This window comes from Kaistia terrae, from assembly GCF_026344005.1.
Taxonomy (GTDB): Bacteria; Pseudomonadota; Alphaproteobacteria; order Rhizobiales; family Kaistiaceae; genus Kaistia; species Kaistia terrae.
Window position 1 is genome coordinate 81083 of the sequence record NZ_JAPKNH010000013.1, and the last position, 20504, is coordinate 101586.

Consider the following 20504-nt stretch of genomic DNA (forward strand, 5'->3'; position numbering starts at 1 on the left):
GACTACAATGACAACGAAGTTCCTGAAGTCCGGACTGATGGCGGCAACCCTGCTCGCCGGCTCCCTGTTCGCCACGGGCTCGGCGCTGGCCGAATCCCAGATCGCGTTCATTCCGAAGCTGGTCGGCGTCGGCTTTTTCACCAGCGGCGGCGCCGGTGCGGTGAAGGCAGGCGAAGAAGTCGGCGCCAAGGTCACCTATGACGGCCCGACCGAGCCCAGCGTCTCGGCGCAGGTGCAGTTCATCAACAACTACGTCAACCAGGGCTACAACGCGATCATCGTCTCGTCGGTGTCGCCGGACGGTCTCTGCCCGGCCCTGAAGCGCGCCATGGAGCGCGACGTGCTGGTCATGACCTGGGACAGCGACGTCAACCCGGATTGCCGCAGCTACTACATCAACCAGGGCACACCGGACCAGCTCGGCGGCCTGCTGGTCGACATGGCGAAGGAAGGCGTGACCAAGGAGAAAGCCAAGGTCGCGTTCTTCTATTCGAGCCCGACCGTGACTGACCAGAACGCCTGGGCCGAAGCCGCCAAGGCGAAGATCGCCAAGGAGCATCCGGGCTGGGAAATCGTCACCACCCAGTACGGCTACAATGATGCGCAGAAGTCGCTGCAGACAGCCGAGAGCATCCTGCAGACCTACCCCGATCTCGACATCATCATCGCGCCGGATGCCAACGCCCTGCCGGCCGCGGCCCAGGCCGCTGAAAACCTCAAGCGCGCCGAGGGCGTCAACATCGTCGGCTTCTCGACGCCCAACGTCATGCGCCCCTATGTCGAGCGCGGCACCATCAAGCGCTTCGGCCTCTGGGACGTGACGCAGCAGGGCAAGATCTCGGTCCATGTCGCCGAGCACGTGCTGAAGAACGGCAAGATGAAGGTCGGCGACAAGCTCGACATTCCGGGCGTTGGCACCATCGAAGTCTCGCCGAACAGCGTCCAGGGCTACGAATACGAAGGCGAGGGCAACGGCATCATCCTGCTGCCGGAGCGGACCGTGTTCACCAAGGAAAACATCGGCAACTTCGACTTCTAAATCGCGAAACCATGCGGGCGGCCCCACAGGGGCCGCCCGATCCATTTCCCTAAAAGCAGAACGGATCCAGACCCATGCAAAGCCGCTGGAACGGCGACGAGGCCAATCGTTTCATCCAGGCAGCCCTTGCCGCCGGCCAGAGCGAGGCGCTCGGCCTTCGCATCTACACGTCGCGCATCATCGGCCAGGATCCCGACCTCGTCCTGCATGGCGGTGGCAACACCTCGGCCAAGCTGACCGGCGGCGACGGCCAGGAGATCATGCACATCAAGGGCAGCGGCTGGGATCTCGACACGATCGAGGCGCCGGGTCTGCCGGCGGTGCGGATGGAACCGCTGATCGCCGCGCGCGATGGCGGCAAGCTGTCGGACCCCGAAATGGTGGCGCTGCTGCGCTCCGCTTTGCTCGATCCCGCCTCGCCCAACCCTTCGGTCGAGGCGCTGCTGCACGGCTTCCTGCCGTTTGCCTTCGTCGACCATACCCATGCGACGGCCGCACTCGCGCTAGCCAACCAGCCCGACATGCGCGAGACGGTGAAGCGCGTCTATGGCGACCGGCTCGCCTGGGTCCCCTATGTCATGCCCGGCTTCGACCTCTCGATCGAGGGCGACAAGGTCTATCGCGACCATCCCGGCTGCGAGGGACTCTGGCTCGAGAACCACGGCCTGTTCAGCTTCGCCGACACGGCCGAGGCCTCCTATGAGCTGATGATCGAATTCGCGACCATGGCCGAGCAGGAACTGGCACGCGCCGGTGTGGCGCTCGAAGGTCCGCAACAGAGCGACCGCGATGCCGACCCGGCATTCGTCGAGCGGCTGACCGCCGCCCTCACCCGCCCCGGCTCGCCCTTCGCCAAGGGGCTTTCGCTCGACTACCGCTCGACGCCAGCGATCCGCCGCCACGTATCGAAGCCGGATGTCGAGGACATCGCGCTCCGTGGCACGGTCACGCCCGACCACGTCATCCGCATCAAGCCGTTCCCGCTGATTGTCGATGCCGGCGCCTCCGAGGCCGAGATCGACAAGGCGCTTGCAGGCTATGTCGAGCGCTACACCGCCTATTTCGAGCGCAATGCCGCGAAGGCCAGCGAGCCGAAGACGATGCTCGACGCCTATCCGCGCGTCGTCCTCGTGCGTGGCGAGGGTATGTTCGGCCTCGGCAACAACGCCAAGGCTGCGAAAATCGCCGGCGACCTGATCGAGCAGTCGACGCGCGTGATGAACGCCGCCGAATCCTATGGCCGCTTCACGCCGATTTCGGAGCCAGACCTGTTCGACATGGAATACTGGTCGCTGGAACAGGCCAAGCTGAAGTCAGCCTGACAAGCATGGGCGGGGGGTTCCCCCGCCCAATCTGCCTCTGCCACGCAGACTGGCGGCCTCTCCTATTTGACCACCGAATACGGCAAAGCCTTCGCGGGCGATGGATTCGGGAACTGGTTCCGGGATCGCTGTGCGGAAGCGGGCGTGCCGGGAGCGACTCGCGCGGCAGAGGCACGCGCGACGACTTCCGAGCTTATGGCGATGTTCGGCTGGCAGTCTCCGAAACAGGCAAAACTGTACGCCCGAGCAGCCAACAGGGCAGCGATGGGTGTGCATGCGAGCGACAAGTTGCAGCAACAGAAACAGAACAAAACGCCCGTACCCTAATCCGAGGTGCGGGATTTAGCGCGATTTCGATAACGAAAACAGTCACTTAGTTTTTAGGTGGTGTCCCGGAAGGGGGCGACCCGAGCCAATGAAATCAACGGGTTCGCGAAATAGTTTGCAAAATCCAGTCGTGCATAGTTCCGCTTTGTTCTACGGCCCAGCGAATGCGACAGGGGATAGAGGCGGCTCTTTATGGGAGCCGCCTTTTCGCATTTTAGGATTCAACTCCTAGTCTCCTTGACTCTCTTTGCGATGAGAACGAAATAGGAACATCAAACACGGAGCAGCGTCATGGGCGAGCCCGCCGAACGTCTCGACGAGGTGCAAAGCGCGTTGGATCAGCGCGTACAAAGCCTTCTATCGGCTCACAACGGCGACCCCCTGGCTGTCATCGAAACGCTGCTGATGGCTGTCGATGCGCGGGCGGAACGCGTGTCATTCGGGTTCGTGCGCGGGCGCCTCCCGGCAGTCGAGCGGCAGGAGGCTTGATGGACGTCGAGACGCTAACCGATGCTTATCGCGCGGGCTGGACGGCTTCCGTCCGATGCCTGGGGCGCGATGCCAGCACCAAGAAGGGGACCCGCGCTTGCGGGCAGAGCGTCAATCTCGACCTACCTTCGATGATCTGGACGCGCGGCCGGGACTACCCGCTCGCGATGCTGCCCGAGCGGCTTAAGTGCCCATCGTGCGGATGCAGGAGGGTATTCATTGTGTTCAGCATGCCCGGCAAGGGCTCGCAGGCGATGATGGGCGGCTAAAGCCCGCTGATATCCGCCACCAGCTTGATCAGCGCCCACCAGGACGCAACCGAGGCGGCGATCAGGCTTGTGTAAACGAGCGTGCGTGTGATGGCGGTGCGCGTCATGATACCCCCTTCGCCTATGGTAAGGGCGGCTCTGGCGGAAAGTCCACCCCGGTGTAGTATCTCTTCCCGAACAGTAAAATGAGATCACATGGTCGGATCGCAGCATCATACAGGCACATCAACTCTGTTATGCCGGTCAGGAGTGTTACCAGCAGGCTCGTTCGGATTGCCGGGGCTCATTAGCGTCGTCATTGTTTTGGTGAGTGCCGTCCTTCAAATTATGATTAACGAGCCTCGATGGCAGGGTGACACTTCATTATACATTGAAGTTGCTAAGAATATTTTTGAGTATGGCTGCTATAGCGACGACATAGTCACCGATGACTGCACGTCTAATTTTATATCAACAAAAGCACCCGGGTATTCAATTTTTGTCGCGCTGAGTTATTTCCTTGGTGGCCAAAGTACGAGCACGGTACTTGTATCCCAATCGCTAGCATATGCACTTTCAGTCATTCTATTGATATTGTCGCTACGCGGAACTGGCGCGATGCAAGTAGCGACCGCAACGCTATTGAGTTTTTCTCCGGCAACGTTTGCTTGGTCCAGCATCCTGATGCCCGAGTACCTATCCGCTGCAACGACAATTTTGGTTGCCGCTTCTCTCGTTCGCTCTGTGCGACGCGGACGACTTGACGTGCTGGCAGTATCGCTGGCCATCGCAGCCGCTGTTATCGTTCGGCGGGAACAGGTATTCCTTCTCGTCGCGGTCTGCGTTGTCGGACTGAGCCTAATGGATTGGCGAACGCTTCTAAAAGCTCTTGCCCCGATCGGCATTTCCGCAGGAATTGGCCTTTTCGCTTGGCAGATTCCTGCTGCTGTAAAAGGGGAATGGGAGCAGCCATCCTATCTATATAAGGGAGATCGCCCGTCCGGCGTGATTGATTTATGGAGGGCGACGGCGCTTTCGCAGGAAAGCGCAAGCCAGTTCCTTTGGCCCATTTGGAACAAGCAATACTCTACAATAGAAAGTGCAGCGAAATTCCATTTTTCGCCCAGCGTTGAGCCTGATCTAGGACGGTTGATGGAGCAGGCATCCAGACTGACCGATGGAGGACCTTTTCCAAGCGAATTGGACGAAAACTTCGCCACGCTTGCCAATTCCTTTCAGAGAAATAATCCAGTTGAAGCTTACGTGCTTGTCCCTTTGACGCGAGCCACACTACTGTGGACTAGAAAAGATACTGTAACTTCGTATGGATGGAACAATTTAATACTAGCCAATATTGCGCACATCTACACGTTGCTTGTTATATCGGCGGCGCTTATTTTCTGGCCGATGGCCATATTATTAGGTGATCGCGCAGCATTTTTGCCGCTGACGGCCGCCTTGCTTACCACCACGGTTCGCACGGCCATATTGGTTTCGATATCGCTCACGGCGATCGAGCTGCGCTACCTCGTCCCTATCATGCCATCTATCGAGGTTGCGGTTGCGATCTCCATAGTGAGTTTCTGGCGCACCATCTTTCGTGCAGGTGCGGTCGCGGTACGAAAGAGAACCCCCGCCGCCCTCACGGCCCCCGATGAGGAATCCAACTCCAGATCCGCATGAGGGTGTCGATCAGCAGCGGCAGGCCCAGCACCAGGCCGATCGCCGCCCCGCCGACGAGCCCAAGAAACTTACCGACCGTCCCAAAGCTGATCATCACGCGGATAAGCCGCTGGAGGAATGCGACCTCATCCGGACGCAGGTCCTCCAGCATGCGACGCGTCTCCTCGGGGAGATCGCCATAGCGCTCGGCGAGTGGTTCCGATTCCGGTTGCTTCATCTCTGTCTCGCCTTCCCCAACTCGACAACGGCCTGATCATAAGCCGCGACGGTGCCAACGTGCTTGATGGTGCAAACGCCATAGGCGTCGATTGCCCGGTTGGCCATGATCTGAGGATTGCGGCTGACGACCGGTGGCGCGCCGGGCTCGCGGATCTCAGGGGCGAGTGACGGCAGGAAGACCGGCGCCGGGTCTGGCCGCGCGGTCGATACGTGACTGCACCCGGCCAAACTCATCGTCGCTATAGCGACAAACAGGGTCGTCGCGCGTGAGGGCTTCATCACTGGCCGCCTCTCTCAGATAGGCAATCGCGCGGTTCACGCCGATCGCGATGTTGTTGACGCCGGTGGTGAGCCGGGCATTACGGGCAATGGTTTCGTCGCGTGCGGCAATTGTCGCGTTGAGGGCGTCGCGTTCCAGTCGAAGCGCCTTTGCTTCGTCGAAGGTGTTGGTGATGCGGTAGCCGGCGTAGGCGCCGGCGACGAGGCCGATGGCAGCGGCGATCGCCATGCCCTTCAGGCCGAAGACGGAGGTCATGCAGCCTCCCAATCCGGGAGATCGACGGTCTGGCCGGCCAGCGCATGCGAGCAATCGCCGAGGAACTGGATGCGGCCGTCCGTCACGAAGGAGTGGCAAGTCTCGGCGCCGGGATTGTGATAGGGCCCAGGTGCATTGACAAAGATCGACGGCGTGAACGTCGGGGCATCGGCATTGCCGTTGTAGCCCCAGCGCGGACTGGGCCCCTCCCCGACGCTAACCTGGTGTGCTCCATCGCAGCCGGGGCACCAGAACAACAGACGACCACCCTCTGCCGAACGTAGGATTTTCGACAGCGCGCCCATCAGAGGCCACTCACGCAAAGCTCGCCTTCACCGATCCGGCGGGCGTCGCCCATCTCCCTGCGATTGACGAGACCGATGAACACACGGTTGTTGGCCTTGTTGAAGGCGGTGGCTGCACTACAGCTGGCGAGATAATCACCGGCGCGGCCGAGGCGCGCGGCCGTCGAGTTGCACGATCCGCCCTTCGTGGCGCCGATACCGGTGCCAATGTTGTAGGAGAGCGAGTTCATCATTGCCCGCCATGACAGTGGCTTTTTGTCGAAGCCGGGGATGCAGCGCACCAGCTGCGCCCGGAACTCCGCCATGCGGGTCACAAGCCGCTTGTCACAGCCGGCCGGAGTCTCGACCAGGCCGGGCTTCACACCCTTGGTGTCGCCATCGCAGATCGTCCAGGGAACGCCGCCTGTCGCCGGGTCTGGATACGCCCGGAGATGACGACCTTCCCACGGCTTGACCAAGAAGGTCGCTGCGAGTGCCACGTCGTCGGGGACCCTGGTCCCAGAGACGGTAGCGAAGCCGCCGATGGCAATCGCTATGATGCCGGCAATAGCGGCCTTGCCGCGCTTCGTCGAATAGAGCTTAGCCATCGGTCAGAGCCTTCTGCGGGATGAGGCGGGAGAACGCGGCCAAGATGGCGAGGATCGTGGTGATCACTGCCAGCCAGCCAGCGGGAATGGGCAGGGCAAGGCCGATGAGGGGCATGGCCGCATCGAGGCCTTGGATCGCGGCGATGAGGAGGATCAGCTTGAGGCTCCAGGCATAGCGCAGCACTGCGCGCCAGTTGGGCACGAGCATTTCTTGTCTCCGGAATTGTGATGATGGGGAGGTGGTTAGTAGCGATCAGCCGCTATGAACAGCGCGTCGATAGCGTCGTCATCGAGCGACATTTCGAGGGCGAGCGCGGAGACGTAGGGGTGCGTCCGTTCCCAGACGTTGGCGTCGGCGAACCAGATGCGGACGGCACGGACGGGGATAGCCGCGATCACGGCTTCCAAATCATCAAGCAGCGTCATCCTGCCGACGAGAACGCCCTCTTCGGCCTCTTGCCCCGGAAAAGTAATGACGGCGTCCAGCGCCAGCTTCGCCTGAGCGGCCGATACTCTCGAGGGGACACCTGGTAGCAGCGCCACGTAGGCTGCAATTGGGATCGCCTGTGCCGCAACGACAGCCCGGATTGCCACTGCCGTCTCCGCGTCGTCATCGGGCGCAACGGTGTAGCCGAACGGCTCACCATCGTCCGGCGTGACCGTCACGTCGTACCAGCCGGAAACGTTGATGAAGCGTGCGTTCGTAACCAGCATTAGCTTATCCTCACCATCGTTCCGGCCTGATTCTCCAGGAGCGCCACACCAGCAATATTGCGCCATGTTCCAGCTTGGGCAGTCCCGCTATTGTCCATAGTCCCCCCAGCGTCCCAAAATGCGTTTTGAACACTGGACCCGGCAATGGTAGCGCCATCTGCAAGTGACCCCGTCCCGCGTTTTACCATCATCATTGCCGTGCCAATGGGGTACACCGAGGTGGTTGGGATAGGCGCAGCAACTGCCGCCGCAACAAACGCCGTCGTCGCCACCTGCGTCGTATTCGCGCCAGCCGTTGCGGTCGGCGCCGTGGGCGTTCCGATGAGTGCGGGGGAGTCGGCGAAGACAGCGCTGCCAGTCCCCGTTTCGTCGGTTAGGGCCGCGCGCAGGTTGGCGCTCGATGGGGTTGCTAGAAATGCGCCGATGCCGGCGGCTGCGGCAATGCCCGACCAGGTGGTCAGATTGATCGAGGCCGGCTGGTAGACGCCGGTTCCAGCGAATTGCGACCAGGTGATCGCCGTCGTACCGAGAGTGCCGCCCGAGACGACGGAACAGACCCACGCGCTTGCGCCGTGCGCTGTTCCTTCCTCGACCCAGACATTCGCACCCGGCACCTCAAGCCAGTTGTCCATGTCGGCGGCGCGCGCCCATGCGCCAGAGGCTGCCACATAGATGCCGTTCTGCGCAGCCGTCGTCTGGCTCTTGACCAGAACCCGGTTGCCCGCGACCGGCGTCACGCCGTCACGCGCAGCGAGCCCCGACAGCGTGTCATTGGCGGTCGTCGCCAGGCGAACGCTTGGCTTCGGATCCAGTCCTGCGGCGACGTTGTCGACATACTGCTTCGTCGCGGCATGGAGGGCGCTGGACGGATCAGCGTTCAGCGTCAGGGCACCGGTCATCGTGCCGCCGGCGAGGGGGACTGCGCCCAAGGTCGTCAGCATTGCCGCCGTGTTGGGGTCATCGAGCAGCGTCAGCGCGGCGGCCGAGACGGTGATGCTCGACAGCGATTGCAGCGACGCGTGATAGGCCTGCACGTTCGTGCTGATGACAAGTCCGAGAGTCGTCTGGGCCGCCACCTGGTTGACGTCATCGAGCAGCGAAAGGCCGAAGGCGCTCGGCACTGTTGCGCCATTCTTCAGCAGTTTGCCGGTGGTGCCATTGAAAAGGGCAAGTGCGCCATCGGTTACCGAAGTCGGCCCGACCACATCGCCCGCACCGAGGCCGTCCGAACCTTTGTTGCCGGTTCGGGTGAAGCTGAGAACGAGCGGTGCGCCATTGGTAAGGGAGCCCGAGCCCCCGACCGGCACGACCGGGATCTTGCGATATCCAGCACCATCGATGACAGAGCCGGTGACGACGAATTCGGCAAAGGTCGAGATGTCGGTGCCGTGCTGCATGAAGATCGAACCGCGATTGGCGGTGTTGGTGCTGTCATCGAAGCTATCCAGCCAGGCCGTGACATCGGCGCCGGCCGATTCCTCATTGTCGATGAACAGAGACGTGACGGAGCCGATCGTCGCGTGGTTGAAGGCGAGCGTACCGGCGCCCGGGTCGGCATCGGTTGTCGTGGTCGAGAAGGCAAAGCGCCGGCCCGGCAGGAAACCGTCGAGCCCGGCCGGGATCTCGAAGTTCAGGATCGCTTCCGTATCCGAGCCGGAGTTGGTGACGGCAGCGGGCACACTGGCCGGGACGGTTACAACGGTCCCGACCTCGACTGTCGCCGCGTTGCCGTTGTCTCCGTTGTCGCCCTTGTTGCCCTTGTCGCCGATGCGCTCGGCGCAGAACATCACGGCGTCGCCATTGGCAAACGGATTGCTAGACGAGCTACCGAGCACGTTGATGGAGAGGTTGCGATACCCGGTCGGCGAAGCGAGCGCGCTCAGCGAGGCGAGCAGCCACTTGGTCGGGTCGGACGCCCTGAAGATCCGGATCAGCGCCCTGGTCGGGTTGGTCGAAAGCGCGAGCGTGTCGAGCACAGACGCCCAGTCGCTACCGTCCGAACCGGACAGGTCCACCCGCATCACGGTCGCGAGGTTCTGTGTGGCGTTTCCAAGCCGAATCTGCCCGGCCCCAGGATCGGAATCGGTTGTCGTCGTCGAGAAGGTGTAAGGGATTGAAATCGCGCCGCCGGCCGGGCCGATACTGCCGACATTGCCTGAAAGTGATGCAGACAGGGCAAAGCTGTTTCCATTGGACCAAGTGCCGCCGGAAGCGAGATGCGCAAGCGTGAGCTTGCGGTAGCCAGTCCCATCAACAACGCTGCCCGTCACGAGGAATACGGCCCAGGCGGAAGGATTGGTGATCCCGCGGAGCGCCAAGATAGCCCGCACAACCGATGAGCTGTCGTCCAGACTATCGAGCCAGCCCGTGATCGAACCGCCGCCGGCCTCAAGGTTGTCGACATAGGCGGCAGTCGCCGAGGCCGGCGCAGCATTGTTGAAGCGGAAGGTCCCGTTGCCTGGATCCGCATCAGTCGTGGTCGTCGAGTAGACCAGCGTCACGCCAACCGCCGACCCGGTGTCGCCCTTGTCGCCCTTCGCCGTGAAGCCGAGCACGCAGGCAGCGTTGTTCGCCATGGTGCCGCCCGAAGCGACGAACGCGACCGGGACCGTGACCCAGGTACCATTGTCGGTAACCGCACCGGCGACATCGTATTCGACAAAGTTGGCCTGATTCGAGCTGTCGGCGACCTTGATCCGGCCCTTGCGGGAAGACGTGCTGTCATCCCAACTCGCAATCTCGGCCGCCAGGTTGGAGCTGTTGCCGTCCGTCTCCGAGATGAACAGGAGGGTCGCGCTCGAAGGCGTGGCGTGATTGACCTTGACCCTGCCGGCAGACGGATCGGTTGCGGTTGTCGCCGTCGCCCAGGCGTAGGGGAAGCCCGTCGCGGCACCAGCCGAGCCCTTATCACCCGAGACGGTGGCGACCATCGAGATAGCATCGCCATCGACGAACGGCGAGGCCGACGACCCGCCGATCAAACTGACGGCGATGTTGCGGTAGCCGGTCGGCGTCGCCTGCGAGGTCGCCTGGAACGTCAGCCACTTCGATGGATCAGCCGTCTTGAACAGCCGGATCAGGCTCTTGACCAAAGAGGACGAGAGGGTGAGTTGGTCAAGCAGGGTCGCGACGCTGATGCCGCTGGCATCGGCCAGATCGGCACGGAGGGTGGTCGCCGCGTTCTGAGTGGCATTGTCGAGCCGCAGCTGGCCCGTGCCGGGATCGGCATCGCCGGTCGTCGACGAGAAAACATAGCCGATCGACAGCGCGCCGGAGACCTGCAGGCCAGCCTCGATTGCGGCGATGATGGCGGCAAGCTGGGCGTTGGCGACAACGGTCGTCGACCAGGCGGCGCCCGTCCGCAGGATGAGATAGTCGGCCGAGGCAGCGACCGTCGCGCCGGGCCAGCCCTCAACCAGAACCAGATTGAGGTTGTCGGTGACGCTGTCGATGACCGCGACGGTGCCGCCGATCACCAGCTGATCGCCGGCCTTGACCTGCGACAGGGCAGCAGCACCGACCAGCACGACAGCCGTTGAGCCGGCCGTGACGGAGAGCGTGCCGGCGCGATAGTAGCTGTCGATCATCGGAGAAGCTCCAGTTCAAGCAGGACGGCGTCGATGGCGGCGGGGTTTGGGGCGGAACGGATGGCGGCCTGCGCGCGCTGGCGCTGGGCTTCGATCGCGGCGATGACTTCGGCCTCAGTTGCAGCCTTGGCCACGACGGTCGCCGCGAGGCTTGCCACGTCGAATGTCTGGTCGAACGCCTCGGCAGTAAGGAGAGGCGCCCCGCCCTCGCCCGCCAGTACGCGCTTCGCTTCCGCCAGCTTTCGCGATCGCAGGATCGCCACCGGCGACGCCGTCATGGCGTAGAGGCGTTCGCTCATCACTTCATCCAGACGCGCAAGGGCGCTCCCCCGGAGAGGTTCCAGGTTCTTCGTCAGACGGATTTTCAAAGGAAGGCTCCGGCTAGGTGGCCGTAATCTCGGCAGACCAAGGCATGAACGGGAAGCTGTCGAAGACGACCCAATAGGTCGCCGGCATGTCGGACGTCAGCTCGATCAGGCCGCCGACGACGGTGACCGGCTCGCCGTCGATCTCGACGACGCACGGGTCCGGCAGGCCGGCGATCTTGACCTTGCTGCGTTTGTCCGCCGGGATCTCGGTGCGGCTGATGGCGATCGGCGCCACCGGCCGAGGGACGAGATGGCCGTCGACGACATAGTTGTCGGTCATCGAAACACCGTCCGGCTCGACCACGAACAGGAAGCCTCGAGCGCGCAGATCGTCGAGGTCGTCGGGGCTCATGGCGCCCGACTGCGACTGCGTGATCCGACCATTCTCGTCATGATAGAGCAGCTGCATCAGGTGATCTCATTGTCGAAGACGTTGTAGGAGAAGGTCGCGCCGGCGGTTGAGTTGGCGATCGTGAAGTAGTCGCGACCTCGATAATATTGGACCGTGAAGCCGCGCCCCGGGCTGCGAGTGGCATCCGTTCCGAAGAACATGTCGACGAAGATTAGCGGCAAGCCAAGGAAGGTCTTGGGCAAAGGGATGTTGGTGTTGCCGGCCGCGAGAGGCGGCGTAACACCCGAGAGCAGCGGGCGAAGCCGCTTGGCCGCGCTGTTGAAGACGAGGTTCTCCGGCGCTGCCGTGTCGACGTCATGGCCGGGCTTGGAAAACTGGATGACGAAATCGGAACCGCGCTTGCCGATATGTCCGCGCTTGGTTGGCATGGCTCAACTCACGGCAGGGGAAGCGGGATGTCGAGAACGATGATCGAATAGTTGAGCCAGAAATTGCTTCCGATCCTGCGCAGATGAACCCTTCCCACTCCTGGTTGGTCATCCCGCAAGCGCACGAACCCGTCAGCCGGATAGCCAGAACCCCACGTGTTCACCACCCTGTCGGACGGCAGGTGGTAGATCTGGTTTTCGTTGTTGGCCGTTTGAGAGATCGTGCAGAAGAACAGGACGACCGGCTTATAACCCTTCCACGGATAGGTGAATCCAATCTCCGTATAGACGTTGTCGGTCGGGGCGCTCGCCGCTCCCCTTATCCAGTTCGAGAGCGTGCCGTTGATGGTGATGAAGGTATCGTCCGAACTGAATATCATCTGCGACTTGGCGCAGGTTCGAACGTCGCGACCGGGCCGCGACGAATAGAGGCCGTAATCGGCACCTCGCTTGCCCATCATCATGCGGGCCAATGGGTGGGGGTCGGTTCCGGCCCCATCAACGTCTCTGGCAGGAATCTTGAACACGATGACCACCATCAGGCCGGCATATGAGTTCGCGCCGATGGTGTAGAACTTCAGCCGATCCTTGAAGCACTCATACGTGATGGTCTGCACGAACTGGTGGACCCAGGAGATGTCGTCCGAGGCCTGTGGAAAGGCGACTGGATTGACCAGGAAGCACTTCACGCAAGGGACATAGGGAAGCGCCGGAAACGTGAACTCGAATGGGTTGGCGACGGTGCCACTGCCCGTCGCCTTAGTTAGAACCGCGTGGATATTGCCGGCGAATGGCCAGGCGGTATCGAAATCCACCTGGTCACGCGGCAGGTTCGGATCGGACGCGTCCTGGCCGGGCTTGCTGATGCGGGCTCGAAAGTCACCCGGCGAAAGCTCGCCGGCGAACAGGCGGGGATTATCGGCCATCAGGGCTCCGAGAAGATGAGCGCGTCGTTGCTCAGGTCCAGCTTCACAACATCATTGGACGACTGGAGGACCAGGTGGCGCGCATAGAGAATGCCGGCGACGATAGAGAACGGGATGACGCCGGTTGTCGCGTCACCGAGGACGAACTGGTCCGCCTTGATGACGCAACGCGCGACACCGCCGACGATCTCGAGCATGAAGCCCGCGTCTTTCCAACTCGGCGTTCCCGACGTTCCGACGTTGAGGAAGATCTGGAACCGCGCCGTCACGCCGGACGGCGCCGACACGGCTTCGAACTTGATAAAGCCGCCAGCCGTCCCCTGATCCGCGATCGCCTGCACCGCTGTGACCATGCTCGCGAGAGCATCGTCGGCATCGGCGCGGGCTGTCGATTCACTTAGGATCGCGGCCTGGTTTTCGTCACTGACGGCTGTGAGCGCGACAAGGTCAGAAGCCAGCGCTGCATCGCCTTCAACGAAGGCCGTCGTGACGCGCATGATGGCGGCGGAGATGTTGCCGCTGAAAGCAATCACGCTTTGACGAATTTCCTGTCGCTGCAGAAAGCCCTGCCCAGCCTCTTCGGCCGAGGTATGCGCGACCTGTTCGATCAACTCACGCATCTGGTCCTGCAGGGCCTGCATCGAGCCCTGGGCGTCATTGGTCATGAGCGCGAGCTCATAGCGCTGCTGCTGCGTCAGGCCCTCTGCGATGTCTGGGGTCAGCACTGCGCGCCAGCTCGACCAGGCGGCCGGGCGCGGCGATGCGGGCCGGTAGCGCCCCCTCACCTCATACTGCGTCAGGCCGAGGATCGACTGCGAGATTTCGATCGCGCCGGCGTCGACGCGGTCGGTCTCGGATTGCAGCACCATCGTTTGATCGACAGCCAGGCGCACCTCGAACTGCACGCCGTCGACGTCGTCGATGTTCGGGTCCCACGACATGCGGATACCAGCCCGCATGCTGTCGCCGTCACCCCGGATCGTGATCGGGACGGCGTTCCAGTCGATGATCGGCTGCGCCGGCGGCCGGATGACTTCCGTCGGCGCCGTGATGACCGGCCGCTCGTCGTCACCCGGAATCCAAAGATAGTCCGCCGGATCGACTTCGGTCAGGTTCAAGCCGATGTTGAGGTTGCCGAGATCCTGCACCGCGTCGGCGCGAAAGAGCTTGGTGACATAGCCGTTGCGGGCCGATGTCCAGGACACGAAATCGTTCGGCTCGAGCAGGAAGGCGTCAGGCGGCATCGGCAGCGCGTGCTGGCGGAAGCGACGGGCCTCGGCCAGCGCCGACTTCATCAGCCGCTGCACCTGCGTGCCCGAGGTCACCAGCCCATAAGTGACGTCTGCCACCTGGCGACGGCCATCGTCGGCCGCCTCCAGCGCGAGCGAATAAAGCGGCGGCGCATCCTTGGCGCTCCAACCCTCGCCGGGCTCGATGTACTTGCCGGTCACCGCATTGATGACCTCGGCCAGCGAGGGGAAGGGTTCAAAGGTCTGCGGGTCCGTCGAGAGGATCGTTTCATCGGTGAAGGAGAAGACCGACGTGCTCGGGGCTCCGACGTGCGGTTTGTAGACGCCGCCCACTTCGGCCAGTCTACCGTTGCAGCCCTTCATCATCTCCGCCACAACATCGGCCGGATCAGTGTCGAGCGAGATTTCGCCGCCCCCGCGGTACTGCGCTTCCGTGCCTCCGCCGACCAGCGGGACAGACAGGTCGCATTCATTCATCGCAGCAGACCAGGACGAGATCGGCAACTGCGGGCCGGAAACAGTCTGGCCGCCGAAGAAATATTTGCCCTTATAGGTGATGCCGCGAATGACGTTGTAGGCCTGCACAGCAAGGTTCGCGGGCGCAGGCGAATAGGTTGAGGGATCACCCCAGGTCTGCACGCCCGAGCCACCCATGGCACTGTCCTTGCGGACGTCATAAAGTGGCACGCCGTCGAGCACGAACTTGAACTGCGGGAAGCCAGAGAAGACCTTGTCGCTAACGCGAGCGATGATCACGGCATAGGCGACGCCCGTGCCGACGCGTGTCGCTTTCCAGGGCCGCGCCGAGCCTGCAAACCGCGATACCATCTGGGCATCGGCCGTGGTCTGCTCGCCGTCGTAGAAGCGAATCCAGAGCCGATCACCATCATTGTTGTACTCGGGAATCGCGCGCTGCGTGCCCGACGGCGTGGACGGGTCCCAGGTGACCTTTGAACCGTTGACCCAAACCTCGGCCAGCCCTTTCACCGGCAGATCCGAGAGGGAAATCACCCTGTGATAGTAGGCGTTCGGCGTGCCGTCGTCCTGACCCCAAGTGCCACGATAGACGAGCGAGCCAGCCGTCATGGCTCGGCCGATGATGAAGCTGCGCGATACGGCGCCGCCGCTCTGCATTGTCCCGGAAGCGCCACCAGTGCCTCCGACAGGCTGCTTCTTTCCGAAGATGCTCTGCGCGAGGTAACTGATGCCGAGCCCGATACCCAGCTTGAGCGCACCTCCAACCAGTCCTGCGAGGATGCCACCGCCGCCGAGCCAACCGGCGAACGCGCCGATTGCCCCGATGATCGGAACAGCCTGGCAAAGCGCCGTCGAGCAAAGCAGCAGTTGCGCCGCAGTCGATGCGGTTCGAAGGGTGCGACGGATCATGGGATTCGAAATGCCTTTGCAGCCGTGAGGCGATCGAGCGTGCCGAGCCCATCCAGGCCGAGCACGGTCACGCGCTCACCGGCGACGACGCCAAGCGCCCAACCGTCCGGCGTATCGAAAGCCGCGATATCGCCGGCTCCAGCCATCATCGGCTGGATCTCTTCGAAGAAATTGGCGGCGAGCGAGACAAGATCGGGATAGCCGGCCCGCTTCAGGGCGCGGTGCGCGCCACCAGCCGAGCGATAGGAACCGCGAAAGCCACTGGCGAGATCCAGGCCGGTCATCTCCTTGATGCAGTCGGCGGCGAACAGTGCGCAGTCGTGATCACCCCACGCGAACGGGATACGACGGTGCGCCTCGATCGCTTCATGCAGGGCGGTGCGCCAGGTGGGGATACGATGAAGGGCCATCAGCCTGCCCGCCCCTTTTCCTTCCCCCAGAAGATTTCCCACGTCTCGACCACGCTGGTGTCGTGATAAAAATCGTCGTCGGACTTGCGCAGGATCTGGCTCTCATGGCTGCGAACGTCCGGGTTCTTTCGTGTCAGTTCGCGGGTGTGCGAGGCGCAGGAGAGCGTCACCGTCGAGGCACCACCTTCGGACGGTGTGACAACCGGCGCTTCGTCGATAAAGCCGACGAAACGCGACTTGGCTGGCGCCACCAGTTCGAGCGTGTCAGGGTTCAGATAGCCGCGGTAGATCGCGATCGGCGCATTGCGAGCATCATAGGTTCGGGTCGCATCGATCACCGAGGCGTCGATGCCCGACAACACGACGTCGACCGTCCGCACCGAGATGTCGGAGATCAGCGGAATATCGCCGATCGAGACGAGCGCGCCGCCGACGAAAGACTTGGTCTCGACCACCCCAGTCCGGCCGTTCTTGACGAGGCAAGAGAGGGACCCGGCATCCGACCAGAAACCAACGTCGGACGAGTTTCCGGTAATGCGGTCCTTCACGGTAATGACAACAAGGTCACGCGCGACGACGGTGCGGGCGACGATGGCAGCAAGTTCAGCCGGATCGAGCGAGCGCATCAGATCACCTGCACGGCTTCAAAGCCGGCTTGGCCGATCATGCCATCCGCGCTCAGATTGAGACTGCCGGCGACGATCCGCATCTCGGCGGAAGGGCGCTTGAGCGAGACGACGTTGTTTACGGCGGCGCCCTGCCGCCGTGGCGGGTGGATCTCGAACTCCGGCGTCACGCCTGAGCCGTTGGCCACCACGGACGGCGTCACGACCTGGTGTAAAGCGCGCGACGTGCCATAGTCGAACGAGACCATATCGCCGACGGTCAGCACATAGCCGGCCGGCAGCCCCTTCAAAAGAAGGTTCTTCGCTCCGGCACCGAGCCCGCTGATCAGGACATTGCTGGCGCCGAGGATTGCCCCATCGGGATCGGCCGCCGGAAACTGCGCAGCCGGATCCCAGGCGTAGAAGCTGCCCAACGAGCCCCCGAGCGCGCCAACGATCGCCCGCACCCGCCTTAGTTGATCCAGCGTCAGCGTGGAGCAATCGGCCTTCATCCGCCAGAGCGGCGAGCGGAGATCCTTCACCCGGGTCTGCCCGCCCGCCTGCCCCGATGACTCCTGCCCGTAGTCGATCGAGAAGGTCACACCCGATATGACGAGCGCGCTCATGAGGTCAGTGTTTGCCATCAGCCGACCGCCAGTTGTCGGTTCTGCTTGGCGCGGCGGATGATGTCGGGAATCCGCGCTTCGAACTGCTTTTCCCGGCGCGCGACCATTGCCTCGATCTTGCTGACGGTATCTTCGCCGGCATTTCCCTGGATGATGATCGGGCTCGAGTTCTGGAAGTGAAAGACCGCACTACCACCACTGCCACCGCCGACTGCCTCGATACCGAGCCGCCCATTCGACGTTCGCCGCAACGGCACAACCGCCTCGAAATCCTCTTCCCCCATCAGACCGGTGCGTCCGCCCGACATTGGGAACGTCGTTGGACCAGTGACCACGCCGCCCTTGGCAAAGGGAACGACATTGCCGCCGGAGAAGGCCGCGCCCTTGGCGAACATGCCACCGGTGCCGCCGATCGACATGAAGCCGCCGCCGCCCATGACGCCCATCAGGTTGCCAAATAGGCCGCTGATGGCCTGGTCTAGGGCCATCTCGATCAACTTGTCGGCCAGCCGGTTGAGGGCGTTGCCGAGCGATTCCATGACGGACTGTCCTTCACGAAGGCCCGAGATGAAGCTCGAGGCGAAATCCATCGACATATCCTTGCCGATCGCCAGCTGTTCGTTGAGCCGGATCATCTGCGCTTCGGTCGAGTTGAGATCTTCCGGCAGACCGGCGCCACGCAGCGCGGCAGCGACGGTCTGGTCGATCGCCGACCGACCAAGCTGGCGACGATCGAAAAGCAGATCCTGCTGCAGCCGCGCTTTCGCCACCTGCTCTGCCAGCTGCGCGTATTCGTCGGCGATCCTTTCGATTTCCTTGCGCATTGGCTCCGAGACGGACCGCCCCTTGTCGGTGGCGCTAGCCAGCAGCTCCTGCTGTATGCGGTACTTCTCCGCCGCAGCGTCCGCCATGCCGACCGTCTCGATCTCGACATGCAGCTGATCGATGCGGTCGTTGGCATTCTTGATCAGGTCGCGGTAGGCGTTGGCTTCGCGCTCGGCCGCCTTGCCGGCGGCGGCGCCATAGCTGCCGTCCGGGTTCGCGCCGAGATAGTTCGGCTTCGACTTCGGCAGCGGCACCTGGCTATCGGCAATGCGTTGCCGAGCGGCAGCTGCCACGCTGATCGCCCCAGCCCTGTCGGCAGCGCTGGCGGTGCTGCCGAGCGCCGTCTCGAGCGCTTTGTCTACCTGCTCGAGATCGGAGAGCTGCGGCAGGGAGATCTGAGAGATGGTCTTCAGCGCGTTGGCGTAGTTGTCGAGACTGACCTGGTTGCGCCGCGCAGCCGCGCCGGCCGCATCAAATCCTCCCGTCAGGCCCAAGAGCGAGCCCTGAGCCTGGTTGGCCGTGTCCGTGATCTCCATCAGTTTCTTGACGGAGTCGCCCAGCGCCTTGTTGGTCGGATCGAGGTTCGCCAGATTGGCGACTTCCGACCGCAGCTTGCGAACATCGGGCTGGCCCGAGCGCACACTTTCGAAGAAGCGGTTGAGCGGCGCTTCCAGCGATTTGAACTGCTCGGCCATGGCAAAGCCGCCGCCACTGGCGCCACGCGCCAGATCGCCGAAGCCATACTGCAGCGCTTCGGAAGCTTTCTTCATTTGGTCCTGCAGATCGTTCTGTTGGATCCGGGCCAGGACCTCGGCCACGTTCCGGCCCTCAGCTGCAAAAGCCTCGAGCTTTGGCGCGGCGTCGCCATAACTGGCCTTGAGGGTCTGGATCACCGTCTGGTGACGCTTCAGCACATCCTCGAGGCTTTCGGAATCACCGCGCATCTTCTTGAAGATCATGCTGGCCGCCCAGCCGCCGGCCGCAAGTCCGGCCAACGCCAATGTGACCGGGCTGACCATCGACGCCAAACCTTGAAACGTCCCGACGAGGGCGGTTCGAATGCCGCGATTGCCGAAGATTTGCGTCAGCTGGCCGCTCTGCTGGGCGAAGATCATGAACGGCGACTGGCCAGTCGCGAGGCCGGTGGCGATATCGTTGAGCTGATAGGTGAGGTTCGTCACCTCATGAGTGGCGAGCTTGGTGTTGCGGCTCATGGTGGTGAGCGAGCCCGCCGTGGCGTCGTACCGGGAGCGCGCCATGGCCTGCGCCTGCGCCAGTTCCCCGGCGTTGATCGCACCGGCCGAGGCCAGGCTGGAATATTGCGCCAGCTCGGCGTTCATCTGGTCCAGCGCGGCACCGAGCGGATTGATCTGGGCGCGCAGCTGCGCGGCCTCCTTGGCCATTAGGCCCTCGGCGCGCGCGGCGTCTTCGAACACCGAAGCGCTGTCGCGAGCCGACTTGCCCGTCGTGGCGAAACTGGCGTTTAGGGTCTGATTGAAGTTCTGGCCGATCTGCTGCGCCTTCAGCACGGCAATCTCGTCGAGCCGGTCAAGCTCAGCAGCGAACGCCGCCGCACTGGCGCTGGCCGACGCACCCGATTCCTGCGCGCCGATAAGTTGGCCTGGCGAGACGCTGACGCTCATGGCGCCGTGCAGGCGCGCATACTTGGCCGTCAGCATGTCGATGGCGTTGGCAGCGCCCTGCGCGTCGGTGACGCCCTGCTCGAGCGCCGCGTTGATCGTGCGCTGTCCCTTTTCCATCTGCATCTGGGCGCGATAGTCGAGGTCGATCGACTGGCGCAGCCGGTCATAGGCGCCGGCCGACGACGTCACCTTCTTTGCAACGGTGTCGGTCGCGATTGCCAAAGGACCGGCCGAAGCCGCAACCTGCTTCTGCGCCGTGTCGACCAGGCGCAGATTGGCTGCGGCTTCGACGACACCTTCGGAGCTACCGCGAATCGACAGCCGGCGGATGGTTTCAAGACTGGCCATTGGCGGGATTGTCTTTCCGAGCTTTCTCGCGCTCGCGCTCGAGATGTTCGAGATAGGCGCTATCCATCGACCGGATCAGGGCGAGGAAGCGCTCAAAGCTGTCAGCAGCCTCAAGCCGGTATCGCCCGGCGTAGCGATCGACCGCCGACCATGGAATTGGCCCGGTGGCGAAGCCAACCGGCCGGTCGGTCGTCAGGTTCCAGAACGCGTCCCAGACGAAGCGCAGCGCATCGTCTGGATCTTCGCGGGCGGCCAGAAACGGCAGGTCCGCGATCGGCATTC

23 protein-coding genes are annotated in these 20504 nt (G+C 62.9%); 6 read left to right on the forward strand and 17 right to left on the reverse strand.

Going from position 1 to position 20504, the window contains the following annotated elements:
- Positions 1-7 precede the first annotated feature (7 nt).
- The 6 genes from lsrB to OSH12_RS23685 all read left to right on the forward strand — a co-directional run bounded on the left by lsrB (position 8) and on the right by OSH12_RS23685 (position 5108).
- Positions 8-1039, forward strand: a complete 1032-nt coding sequence (lsrB, locus tag OSH12_RS23660; protein WP_266346102.1) for an autoinducer 2 ABC transporter substrate-binding protein LsrB — start codon at positions 8-10, stop codon at positions 1037-1039.
- A 74-nt stretch (positions 1040-1113) separates the two neighbouring features.
- A complete protein-coding gene (locus OSH12_RS23665) occupies positions 1114-2361 on the forward strand; it encodes a class II aldolase (protein ID WP_266346103.1) in 1248 nt (415 codons plus the stop codon).
- A gap of 66 nt (positions 2362-2427) precedes the next feature.
- Positions 2428-2688: a hypothetical protein gene (locus OSH12_RS23670; RefSeq protein ID WP_266346104.1), complete on the forward strand. Its 261-nt coding sequence runs from the start codon at positions 2428-2430 to the stop codon at positions 2686-2688.
- Between the two features lie 291 nt (positions 2689-2979).
- Positions 2980-3177 (forward strand): hypothetical protein, encoded by a 198-nt coding sequence (locus OSH12_RS23675; protein ID WP_266346105.1) that lies wholly within the window; start codon positions 2980-2982, stop codon positions 3175-3177.
- Positions 3177-3446 (forward strand): hypothetical protein, encoded by a 270-nt coding sequence (locus OSH12_RS23680; protein WP_266346106.1) that lies wholly within the window; start codon positions 3177-3179, stop codon positions 3444-3446. Before OSH12_RS23675 ends, OSH12_RS23680 begins: the two co-directional genes overlap by 1 nt.
- Positions 3447-3641: 195 nt before the next feature.
- On the forward strand, positions 3642-5108 hold the full coding sequence (locus tag OSH12_RS23685) for a hypothetical protein (protein ID WP_266346107.1): 1467 nt from the start codon (positions 3642-3644) through the stop codon (positions 5106-5108).
- On the opposite strand, the gene OSH12_RS23690 is transcribed toward OSH12_RS23685, so the two are convergent.
- The 17 genes from OSH12_RS23690 to OSH12_RS23770 form a co-directional block, all read right to left on the reverse strand.
- On the reverse strand, positions 5068-5325 hold the full coding sequence (locus tag OSH12_RS23690; protein ID WP_266346108.1) for a hypothetical protein: 258 nt from the start codon (positions 5323-5325) through the stop codon (positions 5068-5070). The two genes, OSH12_RS23685 and OSH12_RS23690, sit on opposite strands and share 41 nt — an antisense overlap.
- 156 nt (positions 5326-5481) lie before the next feature.
- Positions 5482-5862 (reverse strand): hypothetical protein, encoded by a 381-nt coding sequence (locus OSH12_RS23695; protein WP_266346109.1) that lies wholly within the window; start codon positions 5860-5862, stop codon positions 5482-5484.
- Positions 5859-6185, reverse strand: a complete 327-nt coding sequence (locus tag OSH12_RS23700; protein ID WP_266346110.1) for a DUF6527 family protein — start codon at positions 6183-6185, stop codon at positions 5859-5861. The genes OSH12_RS23695 and OSH12_RS23700 overlap by 4 nt, the downstream gene beginning before the upstream one ends.
- Positions 6167-6754, reverse strand: coding sequence for a lysozyme (locus OSH12_RS23705; RefSeq protein ID WP_266346111.1), 588 nt, complete (start codon positions 6752-6754; stop codon positions 6167-6169). The genes OSH12_RS23700 and OSH12_RS23705 overlap by 19 nt, the downstream gene beginning before the upstream one ends.
- The gene (locus OSH12_RS23710) at positions 6747-6962 is read right to left on the reverse strand and encodes a DUF7940 domain-containing protein (protein ID WP_266346112.1); all 216 of its coding nucleotides are present in this window, start codon (positions 6960-6962) and stop codon (positions 6747-6749) included. Before OSH12_RS23710 ends, OSH12_RS23705 begins: the two co-directional genes overlap by 8 nt.
- A gap of 35 nt (positions 6963-6997) precedes the next feature.
- The gene (locus tag OSH12_RS23715) at positions 6998-7468 is read right to left on the reverse strand and encodes a hypothetical protein (protein WP_266346113.1); all 471 of its coding nucleotides are present in this window, start codon (positions 7466-7468) and stop codon (positions 6998-7000) included.
- Positions 7468-11055: a phage tail protein gene (locus OSH12_RS23720; protein WP_266346114.1), complete on the reverse strand. Its 3588-nt coding sequence runs from the start codon at positions 11053-11055 to the stop codon at positions 7468-7470. Before OSH12_RS23720 ends, OSH12_RS23715 begins: the two co-directional genes overlap by 1 nt.
- Positions 11052-11354: a hypothetical protein gene (locus tag OSH12_RS23725; RefSeq protein ID WP_266346115.1), complete on the reverse strand. Its 303-nt coding sequence runs from the start codon at positions 11352-11354 to the stop codon at positions 11052-11054. Before OSH12_RS23725 ends, OSH12_RS23720 begins: the two co-directional genes overlap by 4 nt.
- A gap of 82 nt (positions 11355-11436) precedes the next feature.
- On the reverse strand, positions 11437-11832 hold the full coding sequence (locus OSH12_RS23730) for a hypothetical protein (RefSeq protein ID WP_266346116.1): 396 nt from the start codon (positions 11830-11832) through the stop codon (positions 11437-11439).
- Positions 11832-12203, reverse strand: coding sequence for a hypothetical protein (locus OSH12_RS23735; RefSeq protein WP_266346117.1), 372 nt, complete (start codon positions 12201-12203; stop codon positions 11832-11834). Before OSH12_RS23735 ends, OSH12_RS23730 begins: the two co-directional genes overlap by 1 nt.
- 8 nt (positions 12204-12211) lie before the next feature.
- Positions 12212-13129 (reverse strand): hypothetical protein, encoded by a 918-nt coding sequence (locus OSH12_RS23740; RefSeq protein WP_266346118.1) that lies wholly within the window; start codon positions 13127-13129, stop codon positions 12212-12214.
- Positions 13129-15765 carry a phage tail protein gene (locus OSH12_RS23745; RefSeq protein WP_266346119.1) on the reverse strand — a complete coding sequence of 879 codons (2637 nt, stop codon included), beginning with the start codon at positions 15763-15765 and terminating at the stop codon, positions 13129-13131. Before OSH12_RS23745 ends, OSH12_RS23740 begins: the two co-directional genes overlap by 1 nt.
- Positions 15762-16175, reverse strand: coding sequence for a DUF6950 family protein (locus tag OSH12_RS23750; protein WP_266346120.1), 414 nt, complete (start codon positions 16173-16175; stop codon positions 15762-15764). Before OSH12_RS23750 ends, OSH12_RS23745 begins: the two co-directional genes overlap by 4 nt.
- A complete protein-coding gene (locus OSH12_RS23755) occupies positions 16175-16801 on the reverse strand; it encodes a hypothetical protein (RefSeq protein WP_266346121.1) in 627 nt (208 codons plus the stop codon). The genes OSH12_RS23750 and OSH12_RS23755 overlap by 1 nt, the downstream gene beginning before the upstream one ends.
- The gene (locus tag OSH12_RS23760) at positions 16801-17424 is read right to left on the reverse strand and encodes a hypothetical protein (protein ID WP_266346122.1); all 624 of its coding nucleotides are present in this window, start codon (positions 17422-17424) and stop codon (positions 16801-16803) included. The genes OSH12_RS23755 and OSH12_RS23760 overlap by 1 nt, the downstream gene beginning before the upstream one ends.
- Positions 17424-20222: a phage tail length tape measure family protein gene (locus tag OSH12_RS23765; protein WP_266346123.1), complete on the reverse strand. Its 2799-nt coding sequence runs from the start codon at positions 20220-20222 to the stop codon at positions 17424-17426. Before OSH12_RS23765 ends, OSH12_RS23760 begins: the two co-directional genes overlap by 1 nt.
- Entirely contained in the window at positions 20209-20502 is a 294-nt protein-coding gene (locus tag OSH12_RS23770) for a phage tail assembly chaperone (protein ID WP_266346124.1), read from the reverse strand. The genes OSH12_RS23765 and OSH12_RS23770 overlap by 14 nt, the downstream gene beginning before the upstream one ends.
- Positions 20503-20504: the final 2 nt, after the last annotated feature.

Excerpts from the sequence above, each read along its gene's own strand:
- lsrB (WP_266346102.1), top strand. The coding sequence starts at position 8 with ATGACAACGAAGTTCCTGAAGTCCGGACTGATGGCGGCAACCCTGCTC.
- OSH12_RS23665 (WP_266346103.1), top strand. The coding sequence starts at position 1,114 with ATGCAAAGCCGCTGGAACGGCGACGAGGCCAATCGTTTCATCCAGGCA.
- OSH12_RS23675 (WP_266346105.1), top strand. The coding sequence starts at position 2,980 with ATGGGCGAGCCCGCCGAACGTCTCGACGAGGTGCAAAGCGCGTTGGAT.
- OSH12_RS23680 (WP_266346106.1), top strand. The coding sequence starts at position 3,177 with ATGGACGTCGAGACGCTAACCGATGCTTATCGCGCGGGCTGGACGGCT.
- OSH12_RS23685 (WP_266346107.1), top strand. The coding sequence starts at position 3,642 with ATGGTCGGATCGCAGCATCATACAGGCACATCAACTCTGTTATGCCGG.
- OSH12_RS23690 (WP_266346108.1), bottom strand. The coding sequence starts at position 5,325 with ATGAAGCAACCGGAATCGGAACCACTCGCCGAGCGCTATGGCGATCTC.
- OSH12_RS23695 (WP_266346109.1), bottom strand. The coding sequence starts at position 5,862 with ATGACCTCCGTCTTCGGCCTGAAGGGCATGGCGATCGCCGCTGCCATC.
- OSH12_RS23705 (WP_266346111.1), bottom strand. The coding sequence starts at position 6,754 with ATGGCTAAGCTCTATTCGACGAAGCGCGGCAAGGCCGCTATTGCCGGC.
- OSH12_RS23710 (WP_266346112.1), bottom strand. The coding sequence starts at position 6,962 with ATGCTCGTGCCCAACTGGCGCGCAGTGCTGCGCTATGCCTGGAGCCTC.
- OSH12_RS23715 (WP_266346113.1), bottom strand. The coding sequence starts at position 7,468 with ATGCTGGTTACGAACGCACGCTTCATCAACGTTTCCGGCTGGTACGAC.
- OSH12_RS23720 (WP_266346114.1), bottom strand. The coding sequence starts at position 11,055 with ATGATCGACAGCTACTATCGCGCCGGCACGCTCTCCGTCACGGCCGGC.
- OSH12_RS23725 (WP_266346115.1), bottom strand. The coding sequence starts at position 11,354 with ATGAGCGAACGCCTCTACGCCATGACGGCGTCGCCGGTGGCGATCCTG.
- OSH12_RS23730 (WP_266346116.1), bottom strand. The coding sequence starts at position 11,832 with ATGCAGCTGCTCTATCATGACGAGAATGGTCGGATCACGCAGTCGCAG.
- OSH12_RS23735 (WP_266346117.1), bottom strand. The coding sequence starts at position 12,203 with ATGCCAACCAAGCGCGGACATATCGGCAAGCGCGGTTCCGATTTCGTC.
- OSH12_RS23740 (WP_266346118.1), bottom strand. The coding sequence starts at position 13,129 with ATGGCCGATAATCCCCGCCTGTTCGCCGGCGAGCTTTCGCCGGGTGAC.
- OSH12_RS23745 (WP_266346119.1), bottom strand. The coding sequence starts at position 15,765 with ATGATCCGTCGCACCCTTCGAACCGCATCGACTGCGGCGCAACTGCTG.
- OSH12_RS23750 (WP_266346120.1), bottom strand. The coding sequence starts at position 16,175 with ATGGCCCTTCATCGTATCCCCACCTGGCGCACCGCCCTGCATGAAGCG.
- OSH12_RS23755 (WP_266346121.1), bottom strand. The coding sequence starts at position 16,801 with ATGCGCTCGCTCGATCCGGCTGAACTTGCTGCCATCGTCGCCCGCACC.
- OSH12_RS23760 (WP_266346122.1), bottom strand. The coding sequence starts at position 17,424 with ATGGCAAACACTGACCTCATGAGCGCGCTCGTCATATCGGGTGTGACC.
- OSH12_RS23765 (WP_266346123.1), bottom strand. The coding sequence starts at position 20,222 with ATGGCCAGTCTTGAAACCATCCGCCGGCTGTCGATTCGCGGTAGCTCC.
- OSH12_RS23770 (WP_266346124.1), bottom strand. The coding sequence starts at position 20,502 with ATGCCGATCGCGGACCTGCCGTTTCTGGCCGCCCGCGAAGATCCAGAC.